General features: G+C 65.8%; 25 protein-coding genes. 7 read left to right on the forward strand and 18 right to left on the reverse strand.

Annotated elements, in window-relative coordinates; translation table 11 throughout:
- Positions 1-282 precede the first annotated feature (282 nt).
- A complete protein-coding gene (locus LF63_RS01940) occupies positions 283-1,707 on the forward strand; it encodes an FAD-dependent oxidoreductase (protein WP_043099247.1) in 1,425 nt (474 codons plus the stop codon).
- A gap of 458 nt (positions 1,708-2,165) precedes the next feature.
- Here LF63_RS01940 and LF63_RS15685 read toward each other — a convergent pair whose 3' ends face one another.
- The 3 genes from LF63_RS15685 to LF63_RS01945 all read right to left on the reverse strand — a co-directional run bounded on the left by LF63_RS15685 (position 2,166) and on the right by LF63_RS01945 (position 3,953).
- Positions 2,166-2,690, reverse strand: coding sequence for a hypothetical protein (locus LF63_RS15685; protein WP_152569214.1), 525 nt, complete (start codon positions 2,688-2,690; stop codon positions 2,166-2,168).
- Positions 2,691-2,722: 32 nt separating this feature from the next.
- Positions 2,723-3,076, reverse strand: a complete 354-nt coding sequence (locus tag LF63_RS15690) for a hypothetical protein (RefSeq protein ID WP_152569215.1) — start codon at positions 3,074-3,076, stop codon at positions 2,723-2,725.
- 400 nt (positions 3,077-3,476) lie between these two features.
- Positions 3,477-3,953 (reverse strand): hypothetical protein, encoded by a 477-nt coding sequence (locus LF63_RS01945; RefSeq protein ID WP_152569216.1) that lies wholly within the window; start codon positions 3,951-3,953, stop codon positions 3,477-3,479.
- A gap of 353 nt (positions 3,954-4,306) precedes the next feature.
- Here LF63_RS01945 and LF63_RS16075 point away from each other — a divergent pair, with 353 nt between their 5' ends.
- Together LF63_RS16075 and LF63_RS01955 are read left to right on the forward strand one after the other, a co-directional pair.
- A complete protein-coding gene (locus LF63_RS16075) occupies positions 4,307-5,395 on the forward strand; it encodes a hypothetical protein (RefSeq protein ID WP_184655051.1) in 1,089 nt (362 codons plus the stop codon).
- Positions 5,396-6,036: 641 nt separating this feature from the next.
- A complete protein-coding gene (locus LF63_RS01955) occupies positions 6,037-7,011 on the forward strand; it encodes a hypothetical protein (RefSeq protein WP_152569217.1) in 975 nt (324 codons plus the stop codon).
- A 332-nt stretch (positions 7,012-7,343) separates the two neighbouring features.
- Here the strand turns inward: LF63_RS01955 and LF63_RS01960 are convergent, their stop codons facing one another.
- A complete protein-coding gene (locus LF63_RS01960) occupies positions 7,344-8,645 on the reverse strand; it encodes a glycosyltransferase (RefSeq protein WP_043099253.1) in 1,302 nt (433 codons plus the stop codon).
- Positions 8,646-8,728: 83 nt separating this feature from the next.
- Positions 8,729-9,094, reverse strand: coding sequence for a hypothetical protein (locus LF63_RS01965; RefSeq protein WP_152569218.1), 366 nt, complete (start codon positions 9,092-9,094; stop codon positions 8,729-8,731).
- A gap of 271 nt (positions 9,095-9,365) precedes the next feature.
- Between LF63_RS01965 and LF63_RS01970 the strand changes: the two genes are divergently transcribed.
- On the forward strand, positions 9,366-9,890 hold the full coding sequence (locus LF63_RS01970; protein WP_152569219.1) for a DUF4440 domain-containing protein: 525 nt from the start codon (positions 9,366-9,368) through the stop codon (positions 9,888-9,890).
- A gap of 72 nt (positions 9,891-9,962) precedes the next feature.
- The gene (locus LF63_RS01975; protein ID WP_043099257.1) at positions 9,963-10,754 is read left to right on the forward strand and encodes an alpha/beta fold hydrolase; all 792 of its coding nucleotides are present in this window, start codon (positions 9,963-9,965) and stop codon (positions 10,752-10,754) included.
- A 13-nt stretch (positions 10,755-10,767) separates the two neighbouring features.
- Here LF63_RS01975 and LF63_RS01980 read toward each other — a convergent pair whose 3' ends face one another.
- The 10 genes from LF63_RS01980 to LF63_RS02025 all read right to left on the reverse strand — a co-directional run bounded on the left by LF63_RS01980 (position 10,768) and on the right by LF63_RS02025 (position 20,543).
- Positions 10,768-11,346 carry an NnrU family protein gene (locus tag LF63_RS01980; RefSeq protein ID WP_043099259.1) on the reverse strand — a complete coding sequence of 193 codons (579 nt, stop codon included), beginning with the start codon at positions 11,344-11,346 and terminating at the stop codon, positions 10,768-10,770.
- 558 nt (positions 11,347-11,904) lie between these two features.
- Positions 11,905-14,022 (reverse strand): ATP-dependent DNA helicase DinG, encoded by a 2,118-nt coding sequence (dinG, locus tag LF63_RS01985; protein ID WP_043099261.1) that lies wholly within the window; start codon positions 14,020-14,022, stop codon positions 11,905-11,907.
- A 66-nt stretch (positions 14,023-14,088) separates the two neighbouring features.
- Positions 14,089-14,931: a DUF3014 domain-containing protein gene (locus tag LF63_RS01990; protein WP_043099263.1), complete on the reverse strand. Its 843-nt coding sequence runs from the start codon at positions 14,929-14,931 to the stop codon at positions 14,089-14,091.
- Positions 14,928-15,248, reverse strand: a complete 321-nt coding sequence (locus LF63_RS01995) for a hypothetical protein (RefSeq protein WP_052394575.1) — start codon at positions 15,246-15,248, stop codon at positions 14,928-14,930. Before LF63_RS01995 ends, LF63_RS01990 begins: the two co-directional genes overlap by 4 nt.
- Before the next feature lie 151 nt (positions 15,249-15,399).
- The gene (locus LF63_RS02000) at positions 15,400-16,656 is read right to left on the reverse strand and encodes a TCR/Tet family MFS transporter (RefSeq protein WP_043099266.1); all 1,257 of its coding nucleotides are present in this window, start codon (positions 16,654-16,656) and stop codon (positions 15,400-15,402) included.
- Complete coding sequence (locus LF63_RS02005) at positions 16,653-17,099, reverse strand: hypothetical protein (protein WP_152569220.1); 447 nt, start codon at positions 17,097-17,099, stop codon at positions 16,653-16,655. Before LF63_RS02005 ends, LF63_RS02000 begins: the two co-directional genes overlap by 4 nt.
- Before the next feature lie 179 nt (positions 17,100-17,278).
- Positions 17,279-18,448, reverse strand: coding sequence for a class I SAM-dependent rRNA methyltransferase (locus LF63_RS02010; RefSeq protein WP_043099270.1), 1,170 nt, complete (start codon positions 18,446-18,448; stop codon positions 17,279-17,281).
- A gap of 165 nt (positions 18,449-18,613) precedes the next feature.
- Positions 18,614-19,057, reverse strand: a complete 444-nt coding sequence (locus tag LF63_RS02015; protein ID WP_043099271.1) for a hypothetical protein — start codon at positions 19,055-19,057, stop codon at positions 18,614-18,616.
- Between the two features lie 87 nt (positions 19,058-19,144).
- Positions 19,145-20,095, reverse strand: coding sequence for a serine/threonine protein kinase (locus LF63_RS02020; RefSeq protein ID WP_043099274.1), 951 nt, complete (start codon positions 20,093-20,095; stop codon positions 19,145-19,147).
- Between the two features lie 7 nt (positions 20,096-20,102).
- On the reverse strand, positions 20,103-20,543 hold the full coding sequence (locus LF63_RS02025) for a hotdog fold thioesterase (RefSeq protein WP_043099276.1): 441 nt from the start codon (positions 20,541-20,543) through the stop codon (positions 20,103-20,105).
- A gap of 85 nt (positions 20,544-20,628) precedes the next feature.
- On the opposite strand from LF63_RS02025, the gene LF63_RS02030 reads away from it, so the two are divergent.
- Positions 20,629-21,687, forward strand: a complete 1,059-nt coding sequence (locus LF63_RS02030; protein ID WP_043099278.1) for a CDP-6-deoxy-delta-3,4-glucoseen reductase — start codon at positions 20,629-20,631, stop codon at positions 21,685-21,687.
- A 148-nt stretch (positions 21,688-21,835) separates the two neighbouring features.
- Complete coding sequence (locus tag LF63_RS02035; protein ID WP_152569221.1) at positions 21,836-22,378, forward strand: hypothetical protein; 543 nt, start codon at positions 21,836-21,838, stop codon at positions 22,376-22,378.
- Positions 22,379-22,403: 25 nt separating this feature from the next.
- On the opposite strand, the gene LF63_RS02040 is transcribed toward LF63_RS02035, so the two are convergent.
- The 3 genes from LF63_RS02040 to LF63_RS02050 form a co-directional block, all read right to left on the reverse strand.
- Positions 22,404-22,847: a rhodanese-like domain-containing protein gene (locus tag LF63_RS02040; protein WP_043099283.1), complete on the reverse strand. Its 444-nt coding sequence runs from the start codon at positions 22,845-22,847 to the stop codon at positions 22,404-22,406.
- Between the two features lie 80 nt (positions 22,848-22,927).
- Positions 22,928-23,356, reverse strand: coding sequence for a hypothetical protein (locus tag LF63_RS02045; RefSeq protein ID WP_043099285.1), 429 nt, complete (start codon positions 23,354-23,356; stop codon positions 22,928-22,930).
- A 25-nt stretch (positions 23,357-23,381) separates the two neighbouring features.
- Entirely contained in the window at positions 23,382-23,870 is a 489-nt protein-coding gene (locus tag LF63_RS02050) for a YiiD C-terminal domain-containing protein (RefSeq protein WP_043102930.1), read from the reverse strand.
- Positions 23,871-24,121: the final 251 nt, after the last annotated feature.

The following is a 24,121-nucleotide window of genomic DNA, read 5'->3' on the forward strand; positions in this document are numbered from 1 at the left end:
CGTGCGCGGGAATTCCGTATGCGAAAACCTCGCTAGGCCGCTTTCCCGGTATCGCTTTGGCTTTGGTCCACACGCTGCAACGCCGTACCACGGGCACTCCCAACGGCCGTCATCCCGGCGAAAGCCGGGACCCAGTGACTTCCGTGGCGTCCATAGGCACTGGGTCCCGGCTTTCGCCGGGATGACGGATAGAGGAAGCTCTCCGCGTGTGAGCGAAGCGGTCCGCAGCGTTCGTGCGGCGACAGCATCGGTTCACACCGCACAGAACAGGAGGGCGCGCGCATGAGCGACGAATCCCTGTTCCGCTTCATCGACATCCCGCGGCAGATGCCACGGCGCGTGCCGGTCAAGGTGCGTATCACCGGGCACGACGAAATCTACGGCGACTTCCTGCCCGACGACGCCGGCGAGCAGGCCGGTCGCTGCATCGACTGCGGCAACCCGTACTGCGAGCACGCCTGCCCGCTGCACAACTACATTCCCGACTGGCTCAAGCTGGTGCGCAACGGTCACCTGACCGCCGCCGCCGAGCTGATGCACCAGACCAACCCGCTGCCCGAAGTGTGCGGTCGCGTGTGTCCGCAGGACCGCCTGTGCGAAGGTGCTTGCACGTTGGAGCAGGGCGACTTCGGCGCCGTCACCATCGGCGGCATCGAGCGCTGGGTCACCGACCAGGCGCTGCGCCAGGGCTGGCGGCCCGACCTCAGTCGCGTGCGCTCCATCGGCCGCCGCGTGGCGGTGGTCGGCGCGGGACCGGCCGGTCTGGCCTGCGCCGATGTGCTGGTGCGCAACGGCGTCGAGGTGCACGTGTTCGACCGCCATGAGGAAATCGGCGGACTGCTCACCTTCGGCATCCCGCCGTTCAAGCTCGACAAACAGGTCATCCGCATGCGCCGTCGCGTGCTCGAAGACATGGGCGTGCACTTCCACCTCAACACCGAGATCGGCATCCATCGCCGTTTCGAGGACCTGCTCGACCAGTTCGACGCCGTGTTCCTCGGCACCGGCGCATACCGAGCCATCGATGGCGAGCTGCCCGGTCGCGAATTGCGCGGCGTGCATGCCGCGCTGCCGTTCCTGATCGCCAACGTGCGTCGCATCCTGCACCACCAGCCGCTGGACCCGCGTTTCGACGTGGCCGGCAAGCGCGTGGTCGTGCTCGGCGGCGGCGACACCGGCATGGACTGCGTGCGCACCGCGATTCGCCTCGGCGCGTCCGAAGTCAGCTGCGTCTACCGCCGCGACGAGGCCAACATGCCCGGCTCGCGCCGCGAAGTGCAGAACGCGCGCGAGGAAGGCGTGAATTTCCTGTTCCATCGTCAGCCGCTGCGCGTAGTCGGCGACACCCAGGTCGAGGGCGTCGACTTGGTCGAAACGCGCCTGGTCGACGACGGCACCGGCCGCGCCCGACCGCAGAACGTCATCGGCAGCGAGACAGTGCTGGCGGCGGACGTGGTCATCATCGCCTTCGGCTTCCAGGTCGATCCGGCCGAATGGATGGATCAGGCGGGCATCGAGCATCTGGTGTCCGGCCGTACGATCACCGGCGGCGAGGGGCGCTTGCCGCATCAGACGTCGCATCCGCGGATTTTTGCCGGTGGGGATATGGTGCGGGGGGCGGATCTTGTGGTGCGCGCCGTGCTGGACGGGCGTGAGGCGGGGCATGCGATGGCGCGGATGTTGCGGGCGGAGTTGCAGGCGGCCTGAGGCTTTGGGCGGCTTCGTTCGGCGTTTTCCGTTGCTTGCTGATCGCTAAAAGCGGTTCCGACCGGCTGCGCCGGCCGGGTTCATTTTCTTGCTTGCCCAAGAAAACGAACCAAAAGAAGGGCACCCCGCGTCCGCGCCTTCCGGCCCTTCGGGCCTCCAGGTTCGCTCCGGGTTCCGGGGGTTCGCCGACAGGTCATCCTGACCTGACGACGAACTGGCGCACATCCCTGTGCGCCACCCTGCGGGCCTGATCCTCCACCCTCCGCCGCTACCGAAGGGGAGGGGTTGCAGCTTGGGGCGTTACAGCACCAATTAATTGTCTCCGTCCCCTATTTACCCCTGCGATTTGGTCCTGCCTTTCACTGCCACCTACTAAAAGGGGAGGGGGTATGAGGTTAATGAGGAAATTTAATTGTCTCCGTCTCCACCTATTTTTTGGGAAGGTGGTTTTACGATTTTTAGTCAGATAGAAAAAAATTCATTACTGCCGCATTATTAGGGTAGCGTGCATGCACGGTCACTGGAGATGCGTTGGATCCATTGCTATCGCTATCGCCCGAAAATGTTGCGCTAAATTGATAGGTGGCTACGCCAGTTGGTAGCTTGTATGGGACAAAAAAATCTGTGTGGTCGCCATAAACTTTGACTGCGTACCATAATCCTGTGGTGGAATCGTAGCAGCCTGTTCCAGACGCCGCGGGAACTGTTTCTGTCGAGATTGTGTTGCTATTTTGCGTTGTCGGATTTGTTACGTTTATGTTTGTGTTGTCTTTAGATGTTTTTATTTCCCCTGGGTAAAATGAGCAGCCTCCAGCATAAACAAGATGTTTTCCAGTCAAAATAATGTGCAGGTTGATCGTTTGCCCTGGAATTGTTTTTCCGTCAATTGATAGTGAGGTGACTGTGGTCGACTTTGCTTGAGCGCAGGCAGCTGCAAGTGCAAGTGCAGTCGCCATGAAAAGTTTCCACTTAAGCATTTTCATGAATGCTCTCCTTTTGTGGTGTCCTAGGTTTCTTAGTTTCCATAGACTCGGACACCAATAATTTCTGGACGTCCATTAGAGGCGCATTCGGTATTTGAAACAGTAATTTGAACTTTTTGGTTGTTTTGAAAAGCTGTGATGCTTGCCATGACGTGAAGCTTGAATCCTGGAGCAGTTCCGTCCACAGAATACACATCTGTATGCGGGCAGCCGGCTGGGTTGATTACCGTTTCCGCGGTTCCAATGCTAAATGTGTTTGCGCTCCATCCGCTTGAAATGTTGGTGATGTAGATGTTGCTGGTGCTGGTACTCTGGGCGTGAGCTGCGGTGGCGGAAAAAATTGATGCGAGAATAATGGCATTAAGTGCGACAATTTTCTTGATCATCGAAATATTCCTTGGGTGTTTGAGTTTGCTGGATTTGCTAGGTCTAGTGGTGGCTCGAGAAAAATCCTGCGGCTTACCACTTAATCCTGCTTCGTTACCGTATATGACTATTGTAATGTATAGAATAGGGTGATGCCGATTTCTCGTGTAGGGGATGTCCTACATGGAAAATGGAAAAGGTGTCACCATTTCGCCGCCGCCTGTCAATAGAGCCATAAGCGCCCATCGCCCCGCTGCCGGGGAGATCGGTGCCACGTAGCCATGGGGCCGACTTCCGCTGCGTTTTTTCGCGAGGATCGCGCCAGTCACCGTTCTCAAAAGAAAAATGAAAGAAAAATGGTGTCAGAGACAATTTTTACGGATGTAGATTCACGCTAAATGATGGGGGATTGTTCGAGATCTATCTATTTAGGTCTCGCAGATGCAAGAACCAGTGATTGAAGCGTTCATCGAGTCCATACGCAGCGGTGTCGATGGAGAATGGCCTTCCAGATTTCGGCACGATCATCGGATAGTGCGCTCCACTGCCTTTGGTGTACATGCGTCCGGCGATGTCATCAAGCTTGAGTACCCTGTGAATGAGCGGTGTATGCTGCTCGAATTGATCTGCGTACAAATATATACGTGCAGTAAGCGACCATATGATGGCGTATGCGAATCCGGCCAATAACAGAACATCAGTGCTGATCATGAGGGGGTTGAAGACAAGCCGGCCATGCGCATAAGGAGGAAAAAATGTCATATATGTCCATCCTGAACCAAGAGTCAGTGCCGCAATTATGGTGAAGCCGCGAGCCCACTTCGTAACGCGGTAAACAATCGGATCATCGTGGTCAGGTGGTCGTGCTGCGACGAATCTTTCATCGGCGTGATTCATAAAACCTCCTTGTGTTTAATCGAGTAAGCGGCGTCAGCCGGTCGGAACCGCTCTTCACCACACAGAAGCAAAAGGTCGCATCGTCGTCGAACCCGTTATGGCAGGGCGAATGTGGCCTGCATTCCGTATCGAGGCATCAGCGGGCCGGCACGTGGTGTCCGGATGCCAGCGTCAACCAATCGCGAATGTGACGCAAGCGACAGAACACACATCGCTGACTTCCCACTGACGCAAAACGTCCATGGAACAAGCGCATGCTCGCCCGTACAGGGGGAGGTGCGCGCTGGATCACGATGGGCAAGTTCTTGCCGCCGGCGCGCGTTGATCGGGCTTATTTCAAGGAGCGTTACATCATGCATGGGACCATTGCAGTCCGCCGTGTGCTTGTCGTCGCGGCGATCTTCACCCTGGGGATATTTTCAACGTGGCAGGCGAGTGCCGCCAGCACCGGCAGTTGCGGTGTCGAGCGCTGGTCGGTCAAGACCGGGACCGATCCGGATGCCGGTCTGGTCGATCTCAACAACCCAGTCCGGCAGACCATCGCCTACCTGACCTCGCTGCCGGCGCCGACCACCATTCCGTCCAACGCGCGCGTGCAGCCGACGGAGACCACGGCGTTCATCGTCGACGCCACGCTGACCGGGTACAAGCTGGAGAGCGACTCGGACTACCACCTGATCCTGCAGGACAGCCAGGGCCGTACCATGATCGCCGAGATTCCGGACCCGGCCTGCGTGGGATCGAGCAGTCCGTTCAAGGCGGATATCACCAACGCCCGATCCGAATTCGACGCCAAGTTCAACGCCACGACGTCCTTCCAGAGCACCAGCATCCCGGTCGAGGTCGAGGGTGTGGGCTTCTTCGACTACGACCACGGGCAGACGGGCGTGGCGCCGAATGCCATTGAACTGCACCCGGTGCTGAACATCATCTTCAATCCGTCCAGCGGTGGCGGCGGCGGAAGCTCGCAGCTGGTCCAGAATCCCGGCTTCGAATCCGGTACGGCGACGCCGTGGTCGCTTTCCAGCAGCGTGCTCTGCAGCAACAGCAGTTGCAGCAGTGAGACGGCGCACAGTGGATCGTGGTTCGCCTGGATGGACGGTTATGGCTCCAGCCATACCGACACGCTCAGTCAGCAGATCGCCATTCCGTCGGGCATGACGTCGGCCACGCTGACCTTCTGGATGCACATCGACACGGCCGAGACGACGACATCCACGAAGTACGACACGCTGAAGTTGCAGCTCCTCGACAGCAGCGGCAACGTGCTGGCCAACCTGTACACGTATTCCAACCTCAACGCGAATTCAGGCTACAGCCAGCACACCTTCAATCTTTCGCCGTACATCGGCAAGACGGTGACCTTGCGCTTCACGGGCACCGAGGACGGTTCGTACCAGACCTCGTTCGTGATCGACGATGTGAACGTGCAAGTGCAGTGAGTACGGTGGCGCGCGCAAGGGAATGCTTGCGCGCGCCACGAAAAGAACGATTCCAGGTTCACGTACGACCGTCTGGCTTGGTTCTCCGGGCCTCCGCATCCATCGCATCTTTAGAGCCTGCGGAGGCGCATACAAGGAATGTCCGCTGTTCAATCCAGACCCCTTAGGTAGCGGCGGAGGGTGGAGGATCAGGCCTGCAGGGTGGCGCACAGGGAGGTGCGCCAGTTCGTCGTCAGGTCAGGATGACCTGTCGGCGAACCCCCGGAACCCGGAGCGAACCTGTAGGAGCGTAGCTCCGAAGGGCGCGGGCGCCGGGGTTCCTTGTCTTGGTGACTTCTATGGGACAAGCCATAGAAGTCACCCGGCCGGCGCAGCCGGTCGGAACCGCTCATATCAACCGGGCACCTACATCCCTCCCGAAGCGTGTGAATCCGTTCACACCCAGCCCGAGTCGCGCGCGAAGTTCATCGACCTGTCACGCGCCGTCGATACGGTCCCCGAGCACCTCAGGTTCCATCACTCAATGACCCACACGGAAGGGAATGACGATGCTTTCTCGAAGCAAGCTGAACGTTGTGATGTTGGCAGCCGCGCTGACTCTGCCGCTGTTCGCTCAGGCCCACGGGCACGAACACGGTCCCATGCGAGACCATGACCACGGCCGGATGCATGTCGCGCTTTGGGGCGATCAGTTCTACGCCGACGATCCGGCTGTGCAGGCCGCGCAGGAAACCCAGACCATCGACTCGCTCAACGATCATGACCTGGACTTCACCATCTTCGTCGGCGACACCAAGAACGGTCACAGTCTGTGCACCGACCAGGCCATCGGCCAGGACGTGATCACGCGCTTCAACCGCGTGCATGCGCCGACGGTCTACAGCCTGGGCGACAACGAGTGGACCGACTGCCATCGCACCAACAACGGCAGTTACGACCCGCTGGAACGACTCGCCTATCTGCGCAAGGCATTCTTCAGCAAGAACGTCAGTCAGGGCCTGCATCCCATGCGGCTCGACCGTCAGGGCGCGCCGGGTCAGGCCTACAGCGAGAACAGCCGCTGGATCCGCGATCGCGTGATGTTCATTTCACTGAACGTGATTGGCAGCAACAACAACTTCGTTGCCACGGATGCGGAGTGCACCAAGAAGTCCCTGCGCACCGCGGCCGATTGCGCGGCAGCGACCGCCGAATACCGCGCGCGCAACGAAGCCAACCTGCAGTGGCTGTCGGATTCGTTCGCCGTGGCGCGGCAACGGCACCTGGCCGGCGTCGTGATCGCCATCCAGGCGGACATGTACGGCGGCATCGACGTGGCCGATGGCAACTACCAGGACGCCTTCCTGCCGACGCTGGACCCGACCTACAACGGTTTCGCCGATTTCTTCCACGCCATGATCGACGAGACCCAGCACTTCGACGGTCAGGTGGTCCTGGTGCATGGCGATTCTCACTACTTCCGCATCGACAAGGCGATGGTGAAGGACGACGGTCAGACCCAGCCGAACTTCACCCGCGTGGAAGTGTTCGGCAACGCCGACAACAGCTGGGTGGAGATGACGGTCGATCCCGACACGAAGAACGTGTTCTCGTTCCAGCCGGTGTTTTTGCAGTAATCCGAAACGCCCGGTTTGCGACCTCATCCCCTTCGGTAGCGGCGGAGGGTGGAGGATCAGGCCCGCAGGGTGGCGCACAGGGACGTGCGCCAGTTCGTCGTCAGGGCAGGATGACCTGTCGACGAACCCCCGGAGCCCGGAGCGAACCCGTAGCGCCGTAGGCGCGTAGGGCGCGGATGCTGGGGTGTCCTTGTCTTGGTGACTTCTATGGGACAAGTGTGCAGGCCGGTTACATGGGTGACGCATGTGACCGGTCTGCACAGCGAGCAAGAAAATGAACCCGGCCGGAGCCAGCAGATCGGAACCGCTTTTCAACTGCTCGAAAAGCAGCTTCAACCCAACCAATCAAGAATTCGGCGCGCCCCCATCTCGGCCCCATCCTCTCGCGCCACCACTTCACCGACGTCCATCGCACGCCGAATAACCGCGTCATCCCGAAGCATCCCCCCAAGCGTGGTCGCAGCCCGCTCCGCACGATACGCATGCCGCGCCAGCGAGCGCCCCACGCCTAGCCGCACCACGCGCGCCGCGTTGTCGGGTTGATCGACCAGATGCGGCACCACCAACTGCGGCCGCCCGCTGCGCAGCGCCTGCGCGGTGGTGCCGATGCCGCCGTGATGCACGATGGCGCTGGCCTGCGGAAACAGTCGGGCGTAGGGCGCGTAGCCGGTGATGTGCACGCGCTCCGAAGCCTCCGCCGCCCAGCGCGCGGCGCGTTCGTCGTCGAGCACGAACACCGCGCGCATGCCCAGCGTGCGCACCGCGGCCAGGCTTTCGCGCACGAAGACTTCCGCGTCATGCACGGCGGACGTGCCCTGGGTGAACACGAGCGGCGGCGGGCCGGCGTCGAGGAAGGCCTGCGTGGTTGGATCGAGGTTGGCCGGCGCGCCCTGTTCGCCGTCGTGAAAGGCGAAGCCGACGATGTCAGTGCGTGCCGGATGGTCCGATTGCGGTGCGCCGAACAACGGCGAGTAGAGCGCCAGCACGCCATCGTCCGAAAACGCGCCCTCGAACAGCGGGTGCGCGTCGGCGGGCGGCAGGTCGAGTTCGCGCCGCAGGGCGTCGATGGGTCGCGCCCAACGCCGACCCACGCGCTTGCCGAGGTCGATGAAGGCACGCGTCAGCCTCGGGCCGCAGCGATACACCCAGCGCGACAAGCGTTGCGCATTGGCGACGATCGGCGGGTCGTAGATCGACCAGAAGACCATGGGCTGCAACGCGATGCTGAAGTCCGGAAGCCCGCGCTTCTCGGCGGCGAGCTTGGCGCCGTAGGCCACCGAGTGCGTGACCAGCGCGTCGGCATCGGCGCTGATCGCCATGATGTCCTCGTAGGCGTCGCGCAGCGCCGGCATCACGATGTGGGTCAGCAGGAATTGCGGTTGGCGGGCGATGCGCAGCGTCAACGCGTGTTCGTCCATGCCGAGCCTGTCGACGACCGCCTGCATGTCCGGCCGCATCCGCGCGAACGTCAGACCCTCGACCTCGACCTTCTCGCGGTATTCGCTCGCCGCCGCCAGCGTGACGCGTGCGCCTTGCTTCTGCAGCGCGAGCGCCAGCGCCATGAACGGATGCAGGTCGCCGTGCGTACCGAACGTGGCGAGGACAATGTGCGGAGGGTTGCGGGTGCGTGTCATGGATTCGTTCTGCCGTTTGGACGGGCATGCACTGGCTGGCAAATCGGCTGCATGTCGCCGGAGCGAACGGCAGGGGGGGCGCGTTACTTCTTGCAGGGGAAGGTCGCGACCAGTCCCATGTAGAGGACGATGCTGACGGTTCTCGAGTCGGCGACATCCTCGGAGGCGGCCTTGCGGAATTCCTCGTATTCGGAGTCCAGGATGCGCGTGTAGTTGTCTATGTTCAGAGAAAGCTTGTTCGGCACGCAGAAGATGTTCGGACGCTTCTTGGATATCAGCGCCGCGTTAGCCAGTGCAAGACCTTCCCCGACCCCGAGGATGTACAGCTTGGCGCTGTCCGGATGTTGCTTCATCAGTTGGTGATATTGGCGCATGGTCATGGCGTGGGCGGAAAGGGGTGCGCCCAGCACCGTCAATGCGGCGATGCACATAACGACAAGTCTTTTCATGATCGGGTATCCCGGTGGGCAGGTGAGAGAACAGGTTCGTTCGACATCCGCATGAATGTACCAAACGCCGTTGTCATCGTTTCGGCTTGCGCTCGGCGTCGTATGCCGATATCCGCATCCGGCGCAGGACGCGCCTTGAGTCGCCCGGTTTTCGGGCGGCTTTTTTATGCGCGCGGGTCGATTCCGGTGTGCAGCGAGGGCATGACTTTGGTGACTGACGTGCGGTGGGATGCGGCCGGTAGGATGATGCTTTGCGCCGAAGGACGTGGACATGAAGAAGATCGCATCACGGATGGGTTTCACGCTGGCATGCCTCGCGTCGGGCATCGTCCTCGCCGCGCCTGCGCAACACGACGGTCAGGTGTCCGAGCAATCGCCCCTATACGCCACGGTGTCGAAGCTCGACACCGGCTTGTTCGATTCCTTCAACCACTGCAGCTCGCCCGCGCAGCTGAAGAAGCATGCGAGCTATCTGGCGCCGAACCTGGAGTTCTATCACGACGAGGGCGGCGTGACCTGGACGCGCCACGACTACATGGCCAAGACCCATGAGAACGTGTGCGGCCATTTTCGTCGCGTGCTGATTCCGGGCAGTCTGGAAGTTTTCCCCATCAAGGACTACGGCGCGATCGAGCAGGGCCGGCACAAGTTCTGCGACATCAAGAGCGGTACGTGCTTCGGCGAGGCGCAGTTCCTGATCGTGTGGCACCACCTGCCGGACAAGTGGGTCGCGACGCGTATCTTCAGTTACGGGCACGAGGCCATTCCGTCGGCTGCTTCCGGAAACGAGCACTGACCCATGCTGTCAAGTCAGTGCGGGATCGGAACGCTGCGCATCGATCTTTCCAGTTCAACAGAGTGATCCTTCATGCCGCAGTGGGTGCGTGATGTCTGCACAGCGAACAACATCGATATCAGCTATCTGCGAACCGGTGGAGACAAACCCCCGCTGGTTCTGCTGCATGGGTTGATCGCCAGCGGGGCATGTTGGACGCCCGTGGCGCGAACGCTGGAAAGCGAGTACGACGTGGTGATGCCCGATGCCCGCGGTCACGGCGGTTCGAGTGCGCCGGATCGCGGATACGGGTACGAGAATCATGCCGGCGATGTTATCGGACTGATCCAGTCGCTGGGGCTGACATCGCCGGTCCTGATCGGGCATTCCATGGGCGGCATGACGACTGCACTTGCAGCGAGCCGGACCTGCGCCATGCTGCGCGGCGTGGTCCTGGTGGACCCGACCTTCCTGAGCGCGCAGCGCCAGGTCGAAGTGTTCGAAAGCGACGTCGCCGAACAGCACCGTCGGCAACTTGGCCGGGACAGGCGCGAACTCGTGGACGAACTTCGCGAACGCCATCCGCACCGTTCGCAGGAAATCATCGAGTATCTGGCGGATGCGCGTTTGCGGACGCACACCGAAGCGTTCGAAGTACTCCGGCCGCCCAAACCCGACTACCGTCAACTGATCCACACCATCGGCATTCCGGTCCTGCTGATCACCGCGGAGTCCGGCATCGTGACGACCGCGATGGCCGACGAACTGCAGCGGTTGAATGCACGCGTGCGCGTGGAGGCGATCCCGGGTGCAGGCCACGGCGTGCTGTACGACAAGCCGGAGCAGGTGGCATCGTTGGTTCGAACGTTCTTGGCTGCTCGGTGAGCATCCGGAAACATCACCCCATCGGATTCACGCCGATCAGCGGCATGTGCAGCCAGAACGCGAATGCCGCCCAGACGATCACGCCCGTGATCACGGCGATGATGTCGCCTTTCACGGTGCCGGCCGGGTAGGTCGTGCCGGCCTTGCGGTCGCGGCGGCGGGCGGCGGCGTAGGCGATGATGGCCCATGCCAGGAACGCGCCGAACAGCACCGCGTCGCGCAGGAAGCCGATCGCGAGCAGGTGGCCGAAGGCCCAGATCTTCACGCCCAGAATCATCGGATGACCGAGCTTCGCCTTGAAGTGGTTGCGCGGCACATAGGCGGCGGCGAAGAAGACGAAGGCGATCAGCGTGAACAGGCTGTTGAGGTGGCGCAGCATGGCCGGCGGCGCGTACAGCAGCGTCGGATGCAGGCGCGCCTGGCCGAAGCCCCAGATCACGAGTACGAAGCCGAGCAGCGAGATCAGCGCATAGATCGCCTTCCACGGCATCGGGCCGAGCCGTTCGATCATGCGCGTGCGCCAGTCGTCGGCGAAGACGCGCACGCAATGCATGCCGAGGAACAGGATCAGTCCGAGGATCAGCAGGGTCATCGCAGGCATCCGGTGGCGTCGATAGGGCCGAGTATAGGGGGATATGCGCAGATGGGCAGTGAGGGGCGTCGCCTGTATGACGTCGCGGTGTGTGGCGCATGGTTCTGCGCAGTCGTCATTCCGGCGAACGCCGGAACCCAGTGCCTTTTATGAAGACGCGTGCAGGCGCCAGGTCTCGGCGCGCGCCGGGATGACGATGTTGCTGTGCGGCTGCGGAAGGTCGTGCGTGCGCCTGGTGGTCGACGGCTGTCGTGTGTGTTCGGGATGACGTCGCGATTCGAGATGCATGGTTTTCCACGGTCGTCGTTCAGGCGGATGCCGGACAAGCGCGATGCGCGCAGAACGTCCGAAGGACGGCCCCGAGGTGAGCGAGCGCAGCGAGTCGCTCAGTGTCTTTTATGAAGGTGGTTGCAGGCGCTGGGTCCCGGCGTGCGCCGGCATGACGTTGCTGCGGAGATGACGACTCTGCGGAGATGACGGTCTTGCCGAGATGAGAATCCTGCCGGGATGGCAGTGTTGTCGGGCGGTGCGACCGGGTGTGCGCGGTGTGGTGTGACTTCAGGCGGTCGTCTGGGGCCGCGTGTGTTCGATGACGCGCGCGAACGGCGGCAGCGCGGCGAGCATGCGCTGGCCGTAGCGGCGCACGATCACGCGGCGGTCCAGCAGCACGATGCGGCCGTGGTCGGTCTCGGTGCGGATCAGGCGGCCGCAATACTGCGTCAGCAGGCGCGTGGCGTCGGGCACGCTGACTTCCAGGAACGGGTTGCGGCCCTGTGCTTCCAGCCACTCGGCGTAGGTCGCGCCGACCGGGTCGGTGGGCACGGCGAACGGCAGCTGCGTGACCACCACCGTTTCGCAGAGTTTGCCGGGCAGGTCCAGACCTTCGCCGAACGAGGCCAGGCCGAACAGCGTGCTGCCCTGGCCAGCTTCGATGGCCTCGGCGTGGTCGGCGACCAGCTGCGACTTGGCCTTGGTGCCCTGCGCGCGCACCTTGCGCACCTTGTCGATGGGCAGCAGCTGCAGCACGCGCTGCATCTTCATGCGTGAGGTGAACAGCACCAGGTTGCCGGCGTCCCAGTCGAGGCCGGTCTCCAGCCAGGCGGCGACGGCCTCGGCGTGCGCTTCGCGGTTGTCCGGAAGGATGTCGAGCAGCGGGACTTCCAGCCGCGCCTGGCGTTCCAGGTCGAACGGCGAGGGCAGGCTCAGGGTCAGCGCGTCGTCGGGCAGGCCGACCGCGTCGGCGAAGCCGCGGAAGTGGCCGCCGGCGCTGAGCGTGGCCGAGGTCATCACCGCGGCGGCGGCGTTTTCCCACAGCACTTCGCGCAGCAGGTGCGCGGCGGATACGGCCGAGGCGTGGCAGACGACCTGCTGCTCGTGATCGAGCGTGACCCAGCGCGCCAGCGGCGGCTGATCGGCGGGATCGTCGTTGGACCACGCGGTCCATGTCGACAGCTGACGGCCGAGTCGTTCCAGGGCGATGCCCAGTTCGCGCGCCAGCAGTTCGCCGGCGGGACCGGCATGTTCCATCTCGGTCACCGCGCCGCGCACGGCGCGCACCCAGCGCTGGATCTCGGCGGTCTGCAGCATCAGCAATTGCGCCTGCGAAACCCACGCGGCGGGCAGCTCGCCCAGCGAGGCGCGCCACTGCGGTTCGGTCTCGTGCGCGGCGGGCGTCCAGTGCAGCTTCACTTCGCGCTCCATCGCCGTCAGCGCGTCGCCGAGCGTGGCCAGCAGTTCGCTGCCGCGCTCGTAGTGCATGCCGCCGAGGCGTTCCTTCTCGGTATGCGAATACGCGCCGCGCACGTGGCGGTCCAGACGCACCAGCTGGTGGGCTGTCTGCGTCAGATGGGTGAACGCCGCGCCGCGCTCGACGGCTTTGGATGGCATGTGATGCGCTTCGTCGAACACGTACAGCGTTTCGTCCGGACGCGGCAGGATCACGCCGCCCCAGGCGTCGTCCTCGCGCGGCATGGTCAGGTCCGACAGCACCAGATCCTGATTGGCGACGATGATGTCGGCGTCGGCCACGTCGCGGCGCGCGGCGAAGAACGGGCAGTGGTGGAAGTGCGCGCAGCGGCGGCCGGTGCAGCCGCCGGCGCTGGTGGTGACCATGCGCCGCACCATGTCCGGAATCTCCACCGGCGCGGCGTCCATGTCGCCGTCCCAGGAGCCGTCCTGGAAGCTGGCGCCGAGGGTGTCCAGCGCGCGGGTTTCCTCGGCCTTGGGCGGGCGCGACCACACCGCGAGGTCGTCGCCGAGGCCCAGCGAACCCTGCGCATCGTCGGCGGAGGCGCTGGTGGCCATGCGCAGGTCGCGCGGGCAGACGTAGCGCTGGCGGCCCTTGGCCAAGGCCACGCGCGCCTCGGTTTCGCAGACTTCGAGGTATTGCGGGATGTCGCGCCGCACCAGCTGTTCCTGCAGCGCGACGGTGGCGCTGGCGATCAGCAGCTTGCGCTTCTGCGCGCGGGCGACGGCGTGGCCGGCGATGAGGTAAGCCATCGACTTGCCGGTGCCGGTCGGCGCTTCGATGGCTGCCGCGCCGCCGGGTTCGGCCAGTGCCTTGGCGACTTCGGCCACCATGTGACCCTGCGAACGCCGCGTGCGGAAGCCGGGAAGACCCGTCTTCAGTTTCGCGTAGGCGGCGCGGATGGCGTCCTTGGTGGCATCGTCGAGCATGATGGGAACTATTGTCCCACGAGCGCGCCCCGACGGGCGGGGCGCGCGGCGATCATGTGCGCGGGATCAGCCGGCGCTGGCGGCAGTCGCGGGCTGCGGCATCTTCTGGCCGGCGACGGCGGCGCGGATGGCGCGCAGCTTGGCCTTCACCTTGGCCTCGCGCCCGGGACCGAGGCGCAACAGCATCTTCTGGCCCACGGCGAGGTTTTCCAGCTGCGGGTTCTGGAAGCGGTACACGCCGGCCGCGCCTTCCAGGTACGGCGGCTGCGCCGGTTCGGGCGTGGCCAGCAGCAGGTCGAGCACCTGCACCAGGCGGTCGTTGAAGTGCTTCTGCGGGTAGCCGAGCTGACGCCAGGCTTGCTCGAACAGCGGGTAGTTGTGCACGTACCAGGCGACCAGCTGGTCGGTGTCGGCCTTTTCCAGCACGTCGACGTACGGTGCATAGCGGGCTTCGTTGGCGGGCGCCATGACGGCGCTGTCGCCGTCGGCCTGAGCCACGGTGAAGGTGCCTCGCGGCGAGTGCACCGGCAGCACGCTGGCGGGCAGGCGTTTGCCGGACAAGGCGTTGACGGTGGCGACGATGTGCGGAATCAGCGCCTTGCCGGTCAGCAGCTCGCCGGCCTTGTCGCCGCCGAAGCGGGTCATGGCGTCGTGCACCACGCCGTCGCTGTCGTCGAGCGACGGCAGCGGCGCGCTGCTGGCGTGCGAGGGCGCGACGGTGACCTGGCTGATCGGATGTTCTGGCGCGGTGGAAGCGGCCGCCGGCGCGGTCGACGCGGCGGATGCAGGCAGGCTTTCCGCCGCCGGTTTGCTGGCGCGATGCGTCAGCACGTAGTAGCCGCCGCCGGCGGCCACGACGACGACCAGCAGACCGATGGAGATCCATTTGGCCGGATTGGAAGTGCTCACGAGGACATTCCCATGTGGAGGGTGGGTGATGCGTTGGACTGACGGCCGCGGGCTTGGTTCCGCGTGTGCGGCACGGCCGGCGCGGCGCGGTAGGCCGCCAGCATATCGCGCATCTGCCGACCGCTGGCATGTGGATGCACCAGCAGACAGCGGGTGACGCCGGTGCGCGTACGCCGCAGCGCCGCGCAACGGCACAGTTCGCCGTCCATGGCCACGATGGCCGGGCGCTGCGGACGCGCCGCATCCTGTCGCACGATCAGTGTGCGACCGTGCTCCGGACCGCCGACCATGATGCACTCGATGCGAATCTTCTGCATACCGATACCTCGTCGTGGGGAACGGAGCGGACCGGTGCGCATCCTGCGCGGTGGGGACACTCCGGTCCGCCCGGTCACGATGCTTACGATGCAAGCCTGAACGGGCGCGGAAACGGCGCGCTTGAGGCGAATTGCGGGCGCGTTCTGCGGATCAGTCCGCGCTTTCGCCGACGGTTTGCGCCGGTGAAACGGCGATGCGGCGGGTCAGGCGCCACGCCCACAGCAGGCAGCCGGCGAGGATCACCGCGGCGACCAGAAACGCCGCGCCCGGCAGCTTGTACTGTGGCGTGCGGATGGACCAGGCGAAGATCTGCGTGAACAGCGTCGGGCCGAAGATGCCGGCGAACGCCATCAGGCTGCTCAGCGCGCCCTGCAGCCGGCCCTGTTCGTCCGGCGCGATCTGCTGCGTCAGCAGCGACTGCGTGGCCGGCTCGGCCAGACCCCACAGCGCCATCACCGGAATCGACGCGACCAGCAGCCACGGCGAGGCCGCCATTCCCATCATCAGCATCGACAGCGTGCCGAAGCACAGGCCGTACAGCAGCAGGCGGCGTTCGCCCAGGCGCGGCGCCAGCTTGCCGGTCAGCCAGGCCTGCACGATGGCCGAGCAGATGCCGACCAGCGCTAGTACGTAGCCGACCTGGGTCGGTCCCCAGTGGTAGCGGAAGTCGGTGTACAGCACGAAGGTGCTCTGCAGCACGTAGTGGGCGAGCTGGCTGAGGAACACCAGCAGCGCCAGCCCGAGCACCAGCGGGTGGCGGCCGAGGAACTTCAGCGTGCCGATCGGATGCGCGGTCTTGAAGTCGAAGCGCGGGGTGCGCTTTTCCGGCGGCAGCGATTCGGGCAGCACGAAAAAGCCGTAGCAGAAGTTGACCACGGCCAGACCGGCGGCGACCCAGAACGGCAGACGGATGTCGATGCCGCCGAGCATGCCGCCCAGCGCTGGACCGATCACGAAGCCGATGCCGAAGGCCGCGCCGAGCATGCCGAACGCGCCCGCGCGCTTTTCCTTCGGCGTGACGTCGGCGATGTAGGCGTTGGCGGTGCTGAAACTGGCGGCGGTCAGGCCGGACATCGCGCGGCCGACGAACAGCAGCCACAGCGTCGGCGCCAGCGCCATCAGGGCGAAGTCGATGCCCAGACCGAGATTGGACAGCAGGATCACCGGCCGCCGGCCGAAGCGGTCCGACAGCGCGCCCTGCACCGGCGTGGAGAAGAACTGGATCGCCGCGAACATGGTGCTGAACACGCCGGCCCAGACCGCGGCGTGCGCGATGCTGCCGGTCATTTCTTCCAGCAAGTGCGGCAGCACCGGAATGATGATGCCGAACGACAGGATGTCGATCAGCACGGTGACGAAGATGAAGGCGAACGCGGCGCGGCGTCGATGCGGGGTAGGCGCGTTCATGCGGCGATCCGGACGGAGTGGAGACGCACGATAGCGCAGCGCGCGTGCGGCGCACAGGCGGCGTGCGAGGTGCGGCCGAGACGGTCGCCCGTCGACACGCGTTGCGCGCACAGCAGGGCGTCGAACAGACCGGACGGCATCGGCAGCCGCAGGCACCGGAAGCGCACCATCAGGCGGACGCGGTAGGCCATGTCCGGACGGATCGTGCCACGCGGCGGCAGCGGCACGCTGCCGCGATGCCAGGCGCGCGCGACGACACGAGCGAAGGCGGAAAACCCGAGCAAGTCAGCGATCAGCCGCGCGTGCGCAGCACCGGCGAACCGCAGGCCGCGATCCGGCGCGGACAGGTTGCGCACCAGCAAGGGGCCGTGCAACCGCAGGGCGGCCGCACCGAGTCCGGCAGCCGTGGACAGCACGATGTGGACGACGATGCGGATATTCACCGCGAGCTTCCCCATGCGCCGCGACGGCGGCGCGCGTTCTTCGAGCTTACCCCGGATGCTGCATGACTTCGCGCGGAGGCCGGCAGGCGGGCACGGTATGCCGCCGACAAGACGAGCGAGGTACCTGCACCAGGCACTGGGTCACCGCATGCGTCGGAATGACGACATGCCGCTGCGTTTCAGCTCACCCGGCAGAACGCGGCCTTCAGGTAGCGGCCTTCGGGCACGTTGGCGGCGACCGGGTGGTCCGCGCCTGCGCCGCGCAGATCGAGCACCTGTACGTCGCGCGCGGCCGAGAGGCCGACGCGGCGCAGCGTGTCGAGGAAGTCGTCGGCGCCGACCAGGCCGGTACACGAGCAGGTCAGCAGCAGGCCGTCCGGCGTCAGCGCATCGACCGCGGTGCGGTTCATGGCGAAGTATTTCTTCAGCGCCTGGGTCACACGGCGGCGGTCGCGGGTCAGTTTGGGCGGGTCCAGCACGATGGCGTCGAAGCGCTCGCCGCGGTCGATTGCGGCGCGCAGCCAGTCGAACAGGTCGGCGGCCTCGAAGCGTACGTCGACGCCGTTGGCCTCGGCGTTGGCGCGGGCGATGTCGAGGATGCCGGCATCCGCGTCCACGGCGATGGCCTCGCGCGCGCCGGCAGCCATCGCGTGGATCGCGAAGCCGCCGCTGTTGCAGCACAGGTCCAGCACGCGGCGGCCGCGCGCCAGTTCGGCGAAGCGGCGGCGGTTGTCGCGCTGATCGGCGAAGAAGCCGGTCTTGTGGCCGGCGCCGGGCGCGGCGTGGAAAGTCAGGCCGTGTTCGGTCACGCGCACGGGCGCGGGCGCCTCGCCGCTGTGGCAGTCGAACGATTCCTGCTTCTGCACGTGCTGTTCGGCGAAGGCGTACAGCGTCGCGCCGGGGAAGTGTTCGCGCAGCGCGGCCTCGATGGCCTCGCGCAGACGCCACATGCCGGCCGCGAAGTATTCGATCACCAGGGTGTCGGCGTAGCGGTCGACGACCAGGCCGGACAGGCCGTCGCCTTCGCTGTTGACCACGCGCCAGGCGTTGCCGGCGTCGTCGAGCTTCAGCACCTCGCGGCGCAGCGCCACCGCGCGGGCGATGCGCGCGGCGATGAAGTCGGCGTCGATGCGCGCGGCCTCGTCGGTGCTGAGCACGCGCAGCGCCACGCGCGCATGGCCGTTCCAGAAACCGTGGCCGACGAAGCGGCCGGCGGCATCGACGATGCGCACCACGCTGCCCGGCGGCAGATGCCGTTCGGGCTTGCGCACCTGCGCGGACCAGATCCACGGATGGCCGGGCAGGCGCTCGGTGGTGAGGGTGATGGTGGGCGTGTCGGTGTGATTCATCCGGTTATTGTAGTCGCGCAGCCATCGAGACGGCGCGTCTTCGCGTGTCGAGTACGCGGTTGCGTCGGATCGACGGACATGTTCATCGATGCCATGCCGTCACGCTTGCGGATGGAGATCGTCGGTCGCTTGGCGTTCGATCCGGCCGTGCGAACGGCGTTCACCCTAGGCGCGCTTCCAGCGCAGGATCAGCCACGCGGCCAGCGCGACCAGATTGACGCCCAGGTGCCAGTCGTGCGGACCGGCCGGCGCCAGCAGCCAGCGCCAGGAGGCGAGGTGTCCGTCCAGCGCCAGGCCCAGCGGGCGGTGGATGATGACGGCGAGGTTCAGATGCGCGCCGGCGTGCAGCGCGTAGCTGAGGAACGGCGTGCCGATCACCGGCAGCTGCGCCAGCTGCAGCCAGCGCGACATCCGCGTGCCGGTGGCGTGATGTTCCAGCAGCAGCACGCCGGCCACCAGCATCAGGCCGAACAGCAGCGCGCCGATCAGCGCGACGATCATGTCCAGCATGCCGCCCCAGGGAAACATTCGCTCGACTTCGGCGACCAGGCCGAACAGGCCGCCGGCGATTTGCAGGATGCCGATCAGGCGCAGGAGGGTTCGATGCATGCGGTCAGGCTCGTGCGGTCAAAGTCCGCATGGTAGCCGAGGCTTCGTCGATCCTGGAACGCGCGCTGCACGCATGGTGCGATCGGTTCACGAAAGCGCGTCGGCGGCTTCGCGCAGGTCGTCGATGTGCTCCTGCCACCAGCGCGCCTCGGCGGCGTAGGGGAAGGCGGCGGGGAACGCCGGGTCGTGCCAGCGCTGCGCGATCCAGCCGGCGTGGTGCGCCTGGCGCATCGCGCGCAGGGCCGGGATCAGATGCGGCTCGGACGGATCGAGGTCGGCGAACTGCGCGTAGCCTTCCAGCAGTTCGCGCAGGCCGCGTTCGTCGTCGGCCAGCATCCACAGGTCCTGGATGGCCGGGCCGGTGCGGGCGTCGTCGAGATCGACGAAGTGCGGGCCGGCGTCGGTCCACAGGATGTTGCCGGGATGGCAGTCGCCGTGCAGGCGCAGCGTGCGCACCGGGCCGACGGCTTCGAAGCGCGCGGCGACGCCGGCGTCGAGCTGCGCGATGGCTTCGCGGTAGGGCACTTCGAGATGCGAGGGCAAAAGACCTGACGCCAGCGCCGCCTTGGACGGCAGGCCGATCAGATGTTCGCGGTCGAAACGCTGGCGATGGTGGAACGGTGCGCGCGCGCCGATGCCGTGCATGCGCGCCAGCAGGCGGCCCATCCATTGCAGCTGATCGGCCGATTCCAGCGACGGCGCGCGGCCGCCGCGGCGCGGGTACAACGCGTAGCGGAAGCCCTCATGGCGCAGCAGCGTGGTTCCGTCGAAGGCCAGCGGCGCGACCACCGGCAGTTCGGCGGCGGCCAGTTCGGCGCTGAAATCGTGCTCTTCCTGGATCGCTTCGTCGCTCCAGCGCCCCGGGCGGTAGAACTTGGCGACCAGGAAGCGGCCGTCCTCCAGGCCGATCTGGTAGACGCGGTTCTCGTAGCTGTTGAGCGCCAGCAGGCGGCCGTCGGTGAGCAGGCCGGTCGCGTCGACGGCATCGAGCACGAGGTCCGGCGACAGGCCGGCGTAGGGCGCTTCGTTCACGGTCATGGTCGGCTCACGCGCCGCGGATCGCGCGTTTGGGCACCACGGCCATGGTCAGGCGCGACATGCACACCAGATGCCCGGCTTCGTCCTCGATGCGGATTTCCCACACCTGCGTGGTGCGGCCCACGTGCAGGGCGCGCGCGGTACCGGTGACGATGCCGCTGCGCACGGCGCGGATGTGGTTGGCGTTGATGTCCAGGCCGACGGTGATCTCCGTCTCCGGATCGACGCACAGCATTGCCGCGCTGCTGCCCAGGGTCTCGGCCAGCGCCACCGAGGCGCCGCCGTGCAGGATGCCGTAGGGCTGATGAGTGCGGGCGTCGACGGGCATGGTGCCGCGCAGGAAGTCGTCGCCGACCTCGGTGAAGCGGATGCCGAGCACCTGCATCAGGGTGTTGTCGCTCCAGCCGTTGAGCCGGTCCAGGTCGGGGGCGTGCTTCCACAGGGCCATGCGTCGTTCCGGTGCGAATAAGACATGCATTGTCGCGCGTGGGCCGTATTGGCGACAATGTGGCTTCACCGCATGTGGATGTACCGTGCCGTTCAACGTCACTTTGAAAGCCAGCGGCCGCCAGTTTCCCGTCGATGACGGCGAAACCGTGCTCGAGGCCGCCCAGCGCGCCGGCCTGGCGCTGCCGTATTCCTGTCGCGCCGGTCTGTGCGGCAGTTGCAAGGCCATCGTGCTGGAAGGAAGCTGCCATTACCCGCGCAACCCGCCCTCGGCGCTGAACGCCGCCGAGCAGGCGCGGCATGCCGCCCTGCTGTGCCAGGCGGTGCCACTGTCGGATCTGGTGCTGGAAGTGCGCGAGGTCGCTTCGGTCAAGGATCTGCCGCGTCGCGAGCTGGACGTGCGCGTCAGCGCCAAGGACCGCCTTGCGCCCGACGTGGTGCGCCTGCGCCTGCAGCCGAAGGAAGGCGAGCGCCTGCGCTGGCTGCCGGGCCAGTACGTCGAGGTGCTGCTGGAGGACGGCAAGCGCCGCGCGTTCTCGCTGGCGCGCGCGCCGCACGAGGGCGACGAGCTGGAAGTGCACGTGCGCCACGTGGCCGGCGGCGGCTTCACCTCGTGGGTGTTCGACGCGCTGGCCGTGGGCGATACGCTGCGCGTGGAGGGGCCGTTCGGCACCTTCGTGCCGCGCGAGCACTCGGAGCGGCCGATGATCCTGATGGCCGGCGGCACCGGCTTCGCGCCGGTCAAGGCGATGGTCGAACACTTCCTGCACCTGGGCACGCGCCGGCCGATGCATCTGTACTGGGGCGCGCGCAGCGGTGCGGATCTGTACCTGCGCGACTTGCCGACGCGCTGGGCCGAGCAGGTGCCGACGCTGGATTTCCATCCGGTGGTGTCCGATCCGGACGAGGCCGCGAAGGCGCGCGTTCGCGCCGGGCTGGTGCACGAGGCGGTGCTCGAGGATCACCCCGAGCTGTCCGCCTACGATGTCTACATGTGCGGGCCGCCGGCGCTGATCGACGCCGGCCGCCGCGCCTTCGTCGAAGCGGGTCTGCCCGAAGGGCGGCTGTACTACGACTCGTTCGACTACGCGCCCGAGGTGCTGGCGCGCATTCTGGACGCGCGCGCCGGCATCCACGGGATGTGACGCTGCCAGCGAAGGTCCTCCGCGTCCGCCCGTTGTGATGCAGCGCGCGGACCCTGCCGCGCATCTGCATTACATCTGGGGAGCCGCGCCCGGAAGCGCCGGGCGCCGAGGCGACATCATCGGATCACGACAAGGAGGCCAATCGATCATGCATGTGCGTTCACCCAAGCTCCGCGGGAGCCTGATGACCCTAGTGTGGTTTGTTCCGGCGCTGGCCGTGGCGGGGCATGCGTCCCTGCCGGTGCGCGCGGTGCCGAGCCTGCAGGCGTTCCGCGAGGGTTCGACCAGCATGCAGCAGGCGATCGCCCTGCTCGGCCAGCCGTCCAGCATGGGCACCGATCATGCCCAGGGCGCGCAACGACAGATCGTGCGCTGGCGCGGCGTCACGCCGGCATCTCGCGAACACGGCACGGCGAGTACGCTGGGGCGCACGGCGGAGCGCAGCGCCGTGTCCAGCTCGATTCGACATGGTTTGAGCCGCCTGTTCGGCTCGATGTCCTCGCACAGCACGGCGCAGGACATCGCCAACGCCGCCGCCCGCAGCACCGCCGATCAGGCCGGCGCGCAGGCGCAGAACTCGGCCGATCAGGCCATCGCGGATCGCGGCAAGGGTTCGCAGCCGTGGACCTGCACGCTGTACTTCACCCAGGGCGGGCTGTACCAGTCCGGGCGCTGCGCCGTCGACCGCTGACGGCGCGCGCGGTGCGGCGTGAAGCTCAGCGCTTGCCGGTCGCCATCGGCATGTTGGCCTGACGCCAGGAATACATGCCGCCGCGCAGGGTGTGCACGCGGGTGAAACCGGCCTTGACCAGACGCTGCGCGGCCTGGCCGGCAGTCTGTCCGGACTTGCACACCAGTACGATCGGCAGGTCCTTGGCCTTGGCCAGGTCCTTGTTCTCCGGATCGAACTGGCTCATCGCCACATGGCGCGCGCCGGGCACGTGGCCCTTCTCGAAGTCGGCGTAGGGCGAGATGTCCACGACCAGGGCGTCCTCGCGATTGACCAGCAGGGTGACCTGGGCGGGGTTCAGTTCCTTGTACTTGCGCATCATGCGCATGATCTCGCCGACGATGATCGCCGCCAGCAGGATCACGAACAGCAGGCTGAGCCAGGGATGGTTGCCGATGAACTCGGGCAACGTGTGCAGGAAATCACTCATGGGGAAGTCCGTGGGCGCGAGGCGCGCGTTGAGTCGAGCCGGACATTATCCGAGAGCCGGCGGCGGGGCGCAAAGCCGGTTCAATGCCCGGGCGTGATGTCGGGCAGGCCGCTTTCCAGCCACCAGTGCTTCTTGACCGGATCGTAGGTCCAGGTCTGGCGGTCGATGACGGTGCGCTGCTGCTGCGTGTTGACGTTGATGAGACCGATGCGCACGACCTGGCGCACGGTGGTGTCGTCGACCCGGATCGGGCCGCTGCCGTCGTCGTACTCGCTGACGCGCACCTGATGGTAGCGCTCCATGTCCAGGTGCGTGATCGGATGATCTTTCAGGTACTTCGGGTCGACGAACGCGCTGGCCTGGTCGAAGCTGCCCCAGCGCACGGCGGCGGCGTAGGCGGTCAGGGTGTCTTGCAGGGCGTTGTTGCGGCGGTCGGTGGCGCAGCCGGCGAGGGTCAGCGTTGCCAGCAACAGGATCAGGATCGTGGTCGTCGTCCAACGCTTGTTCATCGCGCGCGTCTCCCCGGGTGAAGCCTCATTGTGCCGCATGCGCGGTGTCGCTGCGCGTACGGGCGACGAAACGCGCCTGCAGCGTCGCGGCCTCGCCCTCGGCGGTGAGGATGCGGCAGCGGACTTCGGTGCGCGCCTTGCCGCGTGCGGCGAGCGTGGCGAGGAAGGCCCCGGCGTCGGCATCCGCGGCGAAGCGCGCCTCGGCGCGCAGATCTTCCCAGACGGGTTTCAGATAGCGCACCTGCGAATCGGCGACGAACACGTCGCAGTCGTGGCCGTGCTCGCGCAGCAGCAGTTCGACCAGCGACCAGCCGGCCAGCGTCATCAGGCTGGTCAGACTGCCGCCGAAGGCACAGCCCTTGTCGTTGATGTTGGCGGCCAGCGGCGCGCCCATCAGCAGGCGGTCGGCCTCGTGCTCCAGCACGCGCAGCTGCATGGCGCGGGCGGGCGGGATGCTGTCGAGGATGAAGCGCTCCAGCGTGCGGGCGCGGTCGGAAACGGTCGGCGTATTCATCAGGCGGGCCAGTGTGCCCAGCGCGCCGGTCGCGGGCAAGCGGTCGGCTTCGTGCGGGCGCGCGATGCAGGTAGCATCGGCGACATGCATCCGACCGCACAGACGCTGGCAGGCGTCGACATCGTCATCACCCGACCGGCCGGCACCGCGCGCAGCCTGGCGCGGCAGGTGCGCGCGCGCGGTGGCGAACCGCACCTGCTGCCGGGCCTGTCGCTGCACGCCGCGCCCGAGGCGACGGCGCGGGCGGCGTG

This window comes from Oleiagrimonas soli (assembly GCF_000761445.1).
GTDB lineage: Bacteria > Pseudomonadota > Gammaproteobacteria > Xanthomonadales > Rhodanobacteraceae > Oleiagrimonas > Oleiagrimonas soli.